Below are 11,820 nucleotides of genomic sequence, written 5' to 3'. Positions count from 1 at the left end.
CATATCAATCTACATAAGTTATTGACTGCTCTTGTTAATTAATCCAATTATAGGTTTCGAAATTCACGGCGAACCTTGTATTCAGAAGACGTAACATAGCCTTCCATTCGACGAATTTTCTCTTCCATTCTCGCCATGTCTTTATCAACACGCTTAATTACTTCTGATGGCGATTGACCTGCTTGCCATGGCTTACTTTTTACCGTGTGCTCACGGCTTTCTTCAGCTCGGTAATACATTTCAGCCGGCGCTTTATCTAAGAATAGTACCGCCGCAAAGTAGGCTAACATCACCAGAAAACCAGCACTAAATAAGGCTGCTGAGACGACTAATATACGTACTATCCAAGGTTCAATACCAAAGTACTGAGCAATGCCTGCACAGACGCCACCAATTTTTCCATTTCGAGTATCTCTATACAGTTCTTTTGACATTAGCGCTCCCTCCAACTCGGGGATTCTGCATCTAAAATTTTCTCTAACGTTTCAACACGACGCTGCATTTTATCCGCACGCTCTGTCATTGTTTTAAGTAACTGCGTGTCTTCATGCGACAGACCTTGCGCTGTTTTACCTTTACTTCGGTAATGTAAAAACAACCATAACGGTGCAACGAAAATAAAAAATATAACCAATGGGAAAGCAAAAAAGCCGCTCATTGTTTTCTCCTTAGTAAGTTAAATTAGTATCGACTATGCGTCTTTCTTCATTTGTTCTTTTAGACGCTCAAGCTCTTTTTCAATTTCATCTTGCGCTTGAAGCTCTGCAAATTCTTGCTCTAGTGAGTTCGCTTTGCCCATTGAGTACGTATCTGCTTTTGCATCTAGCTCATCAATGCGTCGCTCATATTGCTCAAACTTTGCCATTGCTCGCTCTGTTTTACCAGAATGAGTGTGCCCTTTAATCTCATTGCGATGTTGCGCTGTTTGTTGACGGATCACTAACGCTTGTTGACGAGCACGTGTTTCTGTCAGTTTAGTCTCTAATTCGGTTAATTCTGTGGTTAACTTCTCAATGCACTCTTCAACAAGAATAAATTCTGTTTTTAAGCTTGATAATACATCCTGAACTTTCTGTTTTTCTATCAACGCCGAACGAGCCAAATCTTCACGTTGTTTAATTAACGCTAAGCTCGCCTTTTCTTGCCAATCGGTGACTTGTGCTTCAATTGATCCAATTTTACGTGTCAGTTCTTTTTTATCCGCGATAGATTTTGCTGATGCGGTACGAACTTCAACTAACGTGTCTTCCATCTCTTGAATGATCAAACGGATCATCTTTTCTGGATTTTCAGCCTTATCCAATAATGAAGTAACGTTAGCATTAACGATGTCTGCAAAGCGTGAAAAAATACCCATAATTGATTCCTTTTTAATAAATGATAACGCGACTTCGTCATCTAAATTCAATGTGTTGAAACTTACTATGACTATTACACAATACATGCCAACTTTTCATCTATTACAAATCAATAGGTTACAAAACATTGACCTCTTGTGAAAATTAAGTAATGATTAAATAAACCATTTAATGGTCAATTTAGCCAAGTTATAATGAGGTCAATGATGAGAAAAGACAGTTTAATTGGTGAATCTGATGCGTTTTTATCGTCATTGGATCATGCCTCCCAACTTGCAGGCATTGATAGACCTATTTTAATTCTTGGTGAACGAGGAACGGGTAAAGAGTTAATAGCACAACGTCTTCACTTTTTATCCAAACGATGGGACGAACCCTTGATTAGTTTGAACTGCGCAGCACTCAGTTCAGGCACATTAGATTCTGAATTATTTGGTCATGATGCGGGGGCTTTTACTGGCGCAAAACAGCGTCATCAAGGTCGATTTGAACGAGCCGATGGCGGTTCTCTATTTTTAGATGAGCTTGGTACTGCACCTTTAACCGTTCAAGAAAAGCTACTTCGTGTTATCGAATATGGAGAGTATGAACGTGTCGGTGGTTCACACACCTTAAAAGCCAATGTTCGTTTAATTTGTGCGACAAATCAGAACCCACAGGAGATGGTTGAGGAGAAAAAATTCAGAGCGGATTTACTTGATAGACTCTCTTTTGATGTCATTCACTTGCCGCCATTGCGTTACCGCGAGCAAGACGTACTCCTTCTTGCAGAACACTTTGCCATCAAGATGTGCCAAGAAATGAACTTGGCATACTTTGCTGGTTTTTCCCGCTACGCTCAGCATCAAATTTTAGATTATGACTGGCCGGGTAATGTTCGTGAATTAAGAAATTGCATCGAGCGCGCTGTGTTTAAGCACAATCATGAAGAAGCACAAATTGAATCAATACAAATAAACCCGTTTCTAACCCCATGGGAAACAACACCAACACAAGAGTCATCTTCGTCTATACTCATTGAAGATAAACCGTTAAACGAGGGTTATCACTTCCCTTTGAATTTAAAACAATTTCAGTTGCAACAAGAAAAAGAATTGCTTGAACAATCACTTTCAAAAAGCCAATTTCATCAACGTAAAGCGGCTGAATTGCTAGGTATCACCTACCATCAATTTCGTGGACTCCTGAAAAAACATCAATTATTAGCCACTAAAACCGATATTTCTTGATAAATAAGTGCAGAACCAGTCACTTGAGTATAAAATGACAGGTTCATTAATTAAAAATTATAAGAAAGCTGCGGCCATTATGAAAACCATTGCGCGCATACTCATTGCTACAACTGGATTGTTAGGCCTAACAGGCTGTTACGATACTGAATTAAAACAAACAATCCACCAGCAAGGGTTTATTTATTGTGAATCAGGCAATGTGGACTTCTTTAATCCACAAACGTCTGATGGCAATAGCCTTCTTGAAGCCATCAGTGCTCAAATATACGACGGCTTGCTCATTATCGATCCGGTGACTCAGAAACCGTCTCCTAATCTAGCCACCTCTTGGACAGTAGATGAAACCGGCACCGTATATACGTTTAATTTAGCGTCTGATGTGCAATTTCAAACCACAGATTGGTTTACGCCAACCAGAACCATGAATGCTGATGATGTTGTTTTCAGTTTTAATCGGGTTCTTGACCCAGAAAATCCATATCATAATGTCAATTCTGGACAATACCCTTGGTTTGACAGCATTAATTTTTCTCATATGGTGAAATCAGTTAACGCCATTAATGAACACAAAGTTCAATTCGAATTGACCTCTCCTGACAACACATTTTTATCTGCACTTTCTACGTCATACGCGGTCATTCATTCCCAAGAATACGCTCACCAATTAGCCGCGGCTGATGAAAAAGAATTAATGGACATAAAACCAATTGGAACAGGTCCGTTTAAACTCAAACAATTTCAAAAAAGCGAGCTTGTTCGTTTAAAAAGGCACGATGGCTACTGGCAAGGGCCAGCCAAAATATCTCAAGTAGTGTTTGATATTTCAAGCCGAGGCACTGGATCTTTAGCTAAATTACTTCGTAAAGAATGCGATGTCGTCGCAAACCCTATATCAAGCCAATTACCTATCATTATTGACAATGAATCACTTACCTTGTTTTCACAGACGGCAACCAATGTGGCTTACATTGCCGTTAATATGAAAAATCCACGGTTACAAGACCAACGTGTTCGCCAAGCCTTAAATTTAGCTATTGATCGCTCAAGCTTAATCAATTCTGTGTATTACAACTCAGGTATTGAGGCTCAAAGTATTCTGCCACCAACGTCTTGGGCGTATGGCAGTGACTCATCATTAATTCGTTATGATCTCAATTATGCAAAAGCTTTACTGCGTGAAGCCGGAGTAAAAGAAGGGTTAGAATTAACCATGTGGGTGCCTTTAGATAATCATCCCTACAATCCAAGTCCGAAAAAAGCGGCTGAAATTATTCAAAACGACTTTGCAAAGTTAGGGATAAAATTAATTCTTATCACTAGTGACATTATGGCAAAAAGCGAATTGACTGAAACTAACATGGATTTAATTTTAACCGGTTGGAATGCCAACAGTGCCGATCCCGACACCATGTTAAGACCTCTACTTTCTTGTGATGCAAAACGAGCAGGCTTTAGCTCTGCCAATTGGTGTAATGAAGAGTTCGATTTCTTATTGGATCTCGCAAAAGAAACCAATCAACCTCGATACAGAATGAACATTTACCGCCAACTTCAAAACTTGTTGAATGAAGAGTTACCCATCATTCCACTTGCTCATGGCGTCAAGTATCAAGCCAATCAATCATCATTAGAAGGTTTTGTATTAAGTCCTTACAACACCTATTCTTTTCATAATGTAAGCCGAATTGAGGAGGTGAACTAATGTGGATTTATACGATTCGACGTTTTAATCTGTTCATCATTACGTTGCTGATCTTAACCTTAATTGGTTTCAATATTTTACGCCTTGAACCTAACTCAGTTTGGGGGGACACTTCATTTTTTTCGGGCTGGATAACGTATCTAGGCCAATTAATTGATGGCAACCTTGGGGTTAATCAATATGGCGTTAATATGTCAGATGAAATATTACGCGTCTTCCCTGCAACGATTGAGCTCTGCTTTTTTGCCTTTTTCATTGCCTTAATTATCGGAACGCCTATTGGTACCATTGCTGGAATGCGTCAAGGTAAACCTTTAGACACGATTATTTCTTCTGTGGCTTTGATTGGCTATTCAATGCCTTTATTTTGGATTGCACTCTTAGTTCTGATGTTCTTTAGTTTACAACTTGGTATTACCCCTGTTTCTGGGCGATACAGTTTATTGTATGAATTCGATACGAAAACCGGCTTTGCTTTTATTGATGTATTGTATTCTCAATCACCTTATCGTACTGAAATGCTAGAAAACATCATTGAGCATCTTATTTTACCAACCTTAGTCTTATCGATTGCTCCTATGACAGAAGTTATCCGTTTAATGCGCTCATCCGTTGCAACCGTGATCACTCAAAACTACATTAAGGTGGCTCATACCAAAGGGCTGTCTAAATTCGAAATCATGGCGAAACACATCATTCGAAATGCACTCCCCCCAATTATTCCCAAGCTAGGTATTCAATTATCTGGCTTATTTACGGCCGCAATCATTACTGAATCTATTTTTAATTGGCCCGGTGTTGGTCGTTGGCTATTAGATGCCATTATTAATCAAGATTTCGTTGCTATTCAAGCGGGTGTGATTACCGTCGCTTCCTTTATTTTATTAGCGAATATTTTATCGGATCTACTGGGTGCTGCTGTTAACCCACTAGTAAGGAAAGAGTTCTATGCGCTCAAATAGTGTTTATCAAGAAGAGCACATCCCAACCCAAATGGAACGATTTTGGTTAAGCTATCGTGCTAACTCATTAGCCATGTTCGGGGTTTGGTGTTTATTATTGATTCTTCTGGTTACCTTATTTTCTCCTTGGTTAAGTCCATATGATCCACAATGGCAGTCAGAAAACTTATTAATGCCCCCCTCATGGAGCACTGAAGGCGATGTTGCCTTTTTCTTAGGCACCGATGACTTAGGCAGAGACATTCTTTCTCGTTTGCTAATGGGCTCTCAGCTTACCTTTGGTTATGCACTAGTTGTTGCTTTATTCTCTGGCTTCGTTGGTTGTGCTATCGGTATTTTTGCTGGCATGACAAAAGGGTTATTGTCGAGTACGTTAAACCACTTACTTGATACGATCTTATCTATCCCTTCTCTATTGCTGGCCATTATTTTTGTGGCCTTTTTAGGTTTTGGGGAATTCAATATATTAATCGCAATTTGGCTTGCTTTGATCCCTCGTTTTATTCGAGCCGTATACACCGCAGTACACAATGAAATCGAAAAAGACTATATATTGGCGGCTCGTTTAGATGGCGCCAATGATTTTTATTTATTGTGGAACTCTGTGTTGCCAAACATATTAACCATCATCATTGCGGAAGCAACGTTAGCCATTTCTGTCGCTATTTTAGATATCACAGCATTAGGATTTTTAGGCTTAGGCGCTCAAGCTCCTAGCCCTGAGTGGGGCTCAATGTTAGGTGATTCTATCGAACTTATTTACACCGCCCCATGGACAGTAACCCTACCTGGTATTGTGATTACCTTCACCGTTATCATCGTCAATTTAGTTGGTGACGGAATACAACGCGCGTTAAATGCGGGGATTGAATAATGCCATTATTAGATATTCGTCATTTGACTATCGAGTTAGAGACCCCGCAAGGGATGGTGAAAGCCGTCAACCGCATGAGTTTAACCATTAATGAAGGTGAAATTCGCGGACTTGTGGGCGAATCAGGATCCGGTAAATCTCTGGTCGCTAAAGCGATTCTTGGGATCACAAAAGATAATTGGAAGATCACCGCCGACAGAATGCGCCTAGGCAATATAGATCTCTTGGCACTGTCTCCAAAACAAAGACGACGCGTCATTGGCCGAGAGATGGCAATGATCTTTCAAGAGCCATCAACGTGTCTCGATCCTTCAGAACAAGTAGGACAACAACTTGAAGAAGCGATCCCGTCAAAGTACTTTTCTGGTAAATGGTGGCAACGTTGGAATTGGCGTAAAAAAGGAGCCATCGCCTTATTGCATAAAGTCGGGATTAAAGAGCATAAGCGCGTAATGCGATGTTACCCTTATGAGCTTACTGCTGGGGAATGCCAAAAAGTAATGATCGCAATGGCAATTGCGAACAAACCACGAATTTTGATTGCTGATGAACCGACCGATGAACTCGATGCGGTGACACAATCACAAATATTTCGTCTATTAAGTCGAATGAATCAGGTCAATAATACGACGATTCTATTGATCAGCCATGATTTGATCACTCTGACTCAATGGGTAGATAGAATTACCGTTATGTACTGTGGTCAATCGGTTGAATCTGCGGGTCGTAAAGAAATTCTTGAGGCTCCAAAACATCCTTATACCAATGCATTACTGCGTGCGATGCCTGACTTTAGTAAAGATGGAATCCCTCATAAAGCAAAGTTAGAATCATTACCGGGGACAATCCCTCCCTTACAGCATTTACCTATTGGTTGTCGTCTTGGGCCTCGTTGTCCTTACGCTCAACGCAAATGCGTACAAGTTCCTGAAGGTCAAAAAGTGAAAGATCATAAATTCAGTTGCCATTTTCCATTAAATTTCGAGGAGAAGAAAAATGACTGCACTTCTTGAAGTCACTGATCTTAAAAAAGATTACGTATTCCGATCTGGTTTGTTTCGAAAACAAATAAAAGAAGCGGTTAAACCAGTCAGCTTTTCTTTAGAAGCAGGACAAACCATTGGTTTTATTGGTGCAAATGGGTCAGGTAAATCAACATTAGCAAGAATGTTAGCCGGTGTTGTAGAACCAACGTCTGGCGTTATTAAAGTCAATGGCGAAGTCTTAGACTATAAAGATTATCAGACTCGCTGTAAGTTGATTCGAATGATCTTCCAAGACCCTAATTCATCATTGAATCCACGGATTCAGATAGGTCGAATTTTAGAAGGTCCTTTAAAACGTAATACCAGCATGTCACCAGAAGCTCGTCAAAGCCGAGTTAAAGACACCTTACTACGTGTTGGCTTATTACCTGAGCATGCCTACTTCTACCCACAAATGCTTGCAACGGGTCAAAAACAGCGAGTATCTTTAGCCAGAGCCTTAATACTTCAGCCTTCCATAATTGTTGCTGATGAAGCGTTGAATGGTTTGGATATGGCAATGCGATCTCAAATCATTAACCTCTTCTTGGAACTACAACAAGAAATGGCGATTTCATTCATTTATGTTTCTCAGCACATTGGTGTTGTAAAACACATTACAGACAAAGTAATGGTTATGCATGAAGGAGAAGTGGTTGAAAAAGGGGTGACTCAAGAGATATTCACAAACCCACAGCATTCAATTACTCAGCGTCTATTAGAAAGCCACTTTAATGCACCAACGCACGATAGAAAACAGCGTATCAGTGCGGCGACTCCTAAGATCGAGTGCTAGAAGAACAAATGAATAAAAAAGAAATAATAGAAACAACAAACATGACCATTGATTATGAGAGCTTAACTGTACTCATAAAAACTAATGGTAATGAAATTAAGCTTACTCTTAACGAAGCTAATCTATTATTTCTTCTTTATAGTAACCCGAATAAGATTTATACAAAAGATGATGTTTATCAAGAATGTTGGCAAGACACTTCCGTTTCAAACAGTGTTGTAACTCAAACCATTTCATTACTGAGAAAGAAATTTCTCAAATACGATATTGTCATCATCGATACCATCAAACAAAAAGGCTATAAATCAGGTGATCGTTTAAAGACAGTAACTCAAAAATCACGCTACTATCTATTACTTCCTATCTTGCTTTTTTCTGTCGCTGTCCTTTTTATGAACTATTACAAAAAAGAAAGCCGTGGTCCAATAGAACAAAACCTCATCCCTCTTCAGACGAATGTTTATATGCTTTCAACCTCTGAACACATTGATTTGAACGGCATTGAATTTAATCCTGATTATCTTTACTTCTTCAACAAAGAAAAAAAATATCTCTCAATATCAACTTGCTTAGTTGTTGACGATATATGCAATAACTCATTTAATACATTCATAATGCTAGATAGTGAAAACAAAAATTACACCAATATTATTAATGACGTTATTAGCGTAAAAATAAAGAAAAGAAAAAGAGTAATAAATAATTCAGATACTTATGGATTCTTTAATCTACAAAGCAATATAAGTGTGTCTTCAATAAAAGAAAAGTCTTATCAAGCTAAGGTTTCTTATAGCTTTTACTTTAAAGAAACTTCTCATGAAAAGTACAATGTGAATAGGTCAATTAATATTAGTGAATCTGGTTACAATGGAAACTACACGAACTACAGCGATGTAACGGTAAATTTTGATAAATCTTCTTTAATCGCCGAATTCGTTAATTCAGATGACCAAGACAGCCTTATACAAAATGGGCACATTCAAGAAGCTGCAAGATTGAAAATATTTCCCTTACGTTTCAACCGGTTAAATAAATATAATTATATGCACTTCTATATTATCGATGATACTTATAGCCTCGCTTACAATGAAAGTGAAGGATTTTCATTTATCGTAAACGAGAACTATTAATTATTTACGTCTTTATAAAAGAGACTTTCTTATCGACTGATTAAGTTCATTCGTTATTATTATAGTCTTCATATTAACGATCTCATTAATAAAGGTTTTCTCTTCAGAAGTTAACCCTTTGGTGCATAATGAGTCTTTCCCTTTACTCTCTATTGTTTCTTTACGACTCATAAATACCTCTAATGCTTGAGTTTATAATGAAAAGAATTTTAATTGATTCTCTTGAGATACAGAAAGCTCAGATAAAGTATCTGCGTTAGAACTGATATTATTCATTTCATTAATATTATGTAAGCGTGCGGGGAACTACACCTAACAAATAAAATTCATTATGCGTATCTTACGATCTTTCATTTAACGAGAACGTAATTATGCAAAAAGATAAAAAGAGAACACCAGAGCAATGGCACGCTCTATTTGAATCTCAGCAATCTAGCAAGCTTAGTGCCGCTGAATTTTGTCGTAACCATAATATTCTGCCAAAGACATTTAGTGCACGTAAAGCACGATGGAAACAAAAGATTAACGCTTCTACTTTCTTGAAAGTAGAAGCGTTAACATCAACTATCATCGCCACTCCACAATTACCAGATATTCAACTTTCTATCGGAAAATTGCGATTAACATTGCCAGCTAATACTGAACCTCACTGGATAGGACTCTTATTAAAAGGGTATCAATCATGAATGTATTTACTGATGTTTCCACCATTTATCTTCATCGTGATTTTGTCGATTTTCGCAAGGCCATTAATGGCCTTGTCGTGATTGTTGAGCAAGAAATGCAACTATCACCGTTTAGTGATGCTCTATTTATATTTTGCAATAAGCCTCGTGATAAACTCAAAATATTGTATTGGGATAAAACAGGATTCGCTTTATGGTACAAGCGATTAGATGAAGACCGCTTCAAATGGCCACGAAATATAAATAACGATACGTTAGCATTATCAGAGCAGCAACTGACACTGCTATTACAAGGTTTTGATATCTTAGGACATCAACCGGTACATTATCAAACAACCCTTTAAATAGTTGATTCTCAGTCAAGAATAGGAGGCAACCGATTGATTACCTGTATTATCGTTATATAGTCATCTACATGACTGATAAAATAAAACCACTTCCTGATACCATTGACGAGCTGAAAGCACTTGTGCTTCAGCTTGAAAATAAATATAACCGTCTTCTAGAGCAATTTCGACTGGCTCAACATCAGCGCTTTGGTAAAAGCAGTGAATCTGACTCGACTCAATTTGATTTATTCAATGAAACAGAAGAAGAAATCATCATTGAAAATGATGACACACAAACGATTACCTACACTCGTCAAAAGCCAAAACGCCAACGCTTACCTGAAGACTTACCGCGTACTGTTATTATCCACGACATAAAAGATAAAACTTGTAAGTGTTGCGGTCTAGAGATGCATGCGATGGGTAAAGACATCAGTGAAAAGTTGGAATTTGTACCAGCTAAAGTGGAAGTTATTCAACATGTTCGTCCTAAATATGCTTGCCGAAATTGTGAAAAAAACAATACTTCAGTAGACATTAAACAAGCCCCAATGCCAGCGTCACCAATCCCTAAAGGGATTGCGACCGCAAGTTTACTTGCTCAAATTATTACGGCTAAATTTCAATACAGTCTTCCACTTTATCGTCAAGAAACGTTATTTCAGCAATGGGGTATCATTATTGGACGGCGAACGATGGCGGATTGGTTAATAAAATGCTCGGTACTATTTACCCCTCTTAATAACGAGTTACATCGTATTTTGCTTGAACAACCCACTCTGCATTGTGATGAAACAACGGTAAATGTGTTGGATGTTGAAAAAGCAAAATGTTATATGTGGGTCTACTGCTCTGGCTATGATTCTCCAGGCTCTGGTGTTTTGCCTGGAATTGTACTTTATGATTATCAATCTAGCAGGCATGGCTACCATCCAGTTAACTTTTTAAAAGGTTATAACGGGTATTTACATACCGATGGTTACCAAGGTTATGAACAAACTGAAGCGATTTTAGTTGGCTGTTGGGCACACGCACGTCGACGATTTATTGAGGCTCAACGTGTTCAAGTAAAAGGGAAAACAGGGAGTGCAGATTGGGTATTGAGTAAAATCCAAAAGCTATACCGGATCGAATCGTTATTAAAAGAGGCTTCCCCTGAAGCCAAGTATGTTGCTAGGCAGACAGAAGCCCGCGATTTACTTAAAGAGCTCCGTGATTGGCTTGATAGCGCAGTTAGTCGAGTATCACCTAAAACAAAATTAGGTGAGGCGATTAGCTATACATTAAATCAATGGGATAAATTAGTTCGTTATATTGATGATGGATTGTTATCTATTGATAACAATCGAGCAGAGCGAGCGGTTAAACCGTTTGTTATCGGCCGGAAAAACTGGTTATTTTCGGGTTCAACGGCTGGTGCAGATTCAAGTGCAATGCTTTACAGCATTGTAGAAACAGCAAAGGCAAACGGATTAATCCCTTACGATTATATTAGGTATTGTCTAGATCGTTTATGTGTTGGATCGCCAGATATCGATTCACTTTTACCTTGGAATGTAAAAGACAAGGTGTAGTTCCCCGCACGCTTACGAATGGATAAATCAGAAGTGATTTTATATCGATGTGAATTAATGCCAGTTGGATAAAAAGTAACAGATACGACAAAACACGCCATTAAGCGCTTAATTTTCAATAAGTTGGAATTTTAAATCAGGAACAATCTCTT

The 11,820-nt window shown here is 38.4% G+C and carries 13 protein-coding genes; 10 read left to right on the top strand and 3 right to left on the bottom strand.

The annotated features are described in order from the left end of the window. Window positions 1-47 precede the first annotated feature (47 nt). Genes pspC through pspA form a run of 3 tightly spaced genes read right to left on the bottom strand, consistent with a single transcriptional unit; the run spans window position 48 to window position 1,357 of the window. Window positions 48-434, bottom strand: coding sequence for an envelope stress response membrane protein PspC (gene pspC, locus VSAL_RS18610; protein WP_012551816.1), 387 nt, complete (start codon window positions 432-434; stop codon window positions 48-50). Further along, window positions 434-658 carry an envelope stress response membrane protein PspB gene (gene pspB, locus VSAL_RS18605; RefSeq protein WP_012551815.1) on the bottom strand — a complete coding sequence of 75 codons (225 nt, stop codon included), beginning with the start codon at window positions 656-658 and terminating at the stop codon, window positions 434-436. Before pspB ends, pspC begins: the two co-directional genes overlap by 1 nt. 33 nt (window positions 659-691) lie before the next feature. Continuing rightward, entirely contained in the window at window positions 692-1,357 is a 666-nt protein-coding gene (pspA, locus tag VSAL_RS18600; RefSeq protein ID WP_012551814.1) for a phage shock protein PspA, read from the bottom strand. Window positions 1,358-1,564: 207 nt separating this feature from the next. On the opposite strand from pspA, the gene pspF reads away from it, so the two are divergent. From pspF to VSAL_RS18550, 10 genes are all read left to right on the top strand, one after another. Further along, window positions 1,565-2,587, top strand: a complete 1,023-nt coding sequence (gene pspF, locus VSAL_RS18595; protein ID WP_012551813.1) for a phage shock protein operon transcriptional activator — start codon at window positions 1,565-1,567, stop codon at window positions 2,585-2,587. Window positions 2,588-2,666: 79 nt separating this feature from the next. Then, entirely contained in the window at window positions 2,667-4,292 is a 1,626-nt protein-coding gene (sapA, locus tag VSAL_RS18590; protein WP_012551812.1) for an ABC transporter substrate-binding protein SapA, read from the top strand. Next, entirely contained in the window at window positions 4,292-5,254 is a 963-nt protein-coding gene (locus VSAL_RS18585) for an ABC transporter permease (protein WP_012551811.1), read from the top strand. Before sapA ends, VSAL_RS18585 begins: the two co-directional genes overlap by 1 nt. Next, entirely contained in the window at window positions 5,241-6,128 is an 888-nt protein-coding gene (sapC, locus tag VSAL_RS18580) for a putrescine export ABC transporter permease SapC (protein WP_012551810.1), read from the top strand. The genes VSAL_RS18585 and sapC overlap by 14 nt, the downstream gene beginning before the upstream one ends. Then, window positions 6,128-7,141, top strand: a complete 1,014-nt coding sequence (locus VSAL_RS18575) for a peptide ABC transporter ATP-binding protein (RefSeq protein WP_012551809.1) — start codon at window positions 6,128-6,130, stop codon at window positions 7,139-7,141. Before sapC ends, VSAL_RS18575 begins: the two co-directional genes overlap by 1 nt. Then, window positions 7,125-7,949 carry a peptide ABC transporter ATP-binding protein gene (locus tag VSAL_RS18570; protein ID WP_023603011.1) on the top strand — a complete coding sequence of 275 codons (825 nt, stop codon included), beginning with the start codon at window positions 7,125-7,127 and terminating at the stop codon, window positions 7,947-7,949. Before VSAL_RS18575 ends, VSAL_RS18570 begins: the two co-directional genes overlap by 17 nt. Before the next feature lie 8 nt (window positions 7,950-7,957). After that, a complete protein-coding gene (locus tag VSAL_RS18565; protein WP_012551807.1) occupies window positions 7,958-9,079 on the top strand; it encodes a winged helix-turn-helix domain-containing protein in 1,122 nt (373 codons plus the stop codon). Window positions 9,080-9,450: 371 nt separating this feature from the next. Continuing rightward, window positions 9,451-9,765, top strand: coding sequence for an IS66 family insertion sequence element accessory protein TnpA (gene tnpA / locus VSAL_RS18560; RefSeq protein WP_012548925.1), 315 nt, complete (start codon window positions 9,451-9,453; stop codon window positions 9,763-9,765). Beyond that, on the top strand, window positions 9,762-10,109 hold the full coding sequence (gene tnpB, locus VSAL_RS18555) for an IS66 family insertion sequence element accessory protein TnpB (protein ID WP_012548924.1): 348 nt from the start codon (window positions 9,762-9,764) through the stop codon (window positions 10,107-10,109). The genes tnpA and tnpB overlap by 4 nt, the downstream gene beginning before the upstream one ends. A gap of 71 nt (window positions 10,110-10,180) precedes the next feature. Then, complete coding sequence (locus VSAL_RS18550) at window positions 10,181-11,668, top strand: IS66-like element ISVsa2 family transposase (RefSeq protein ID WP_012549008.1); 1,488 nt, start codon at window positions 10,181-10,183, stop codon at window positions 11,666-11,668. The last annotated feature ends 152 nt before the right edge of the window (window positions 11,669-11,820 follow it).

It is taken from the genome of Aliivibrio salmonicida LFI1238, assembly GCF_000196495.1.
In the GTDB taxonomy this organism is placed as follows: Bacteria; Pseudomonadota; Gammaproteobacteria; order Enterobacterales; family Vibrionaceae; genus Aliivibrio; species Aliivibrio salmonicida.
The sequence above is the reverse complement of the archived record's forward strand: the minus strand, read 5'-3'. Positions and strand labels throughout refer to the sequence as shown.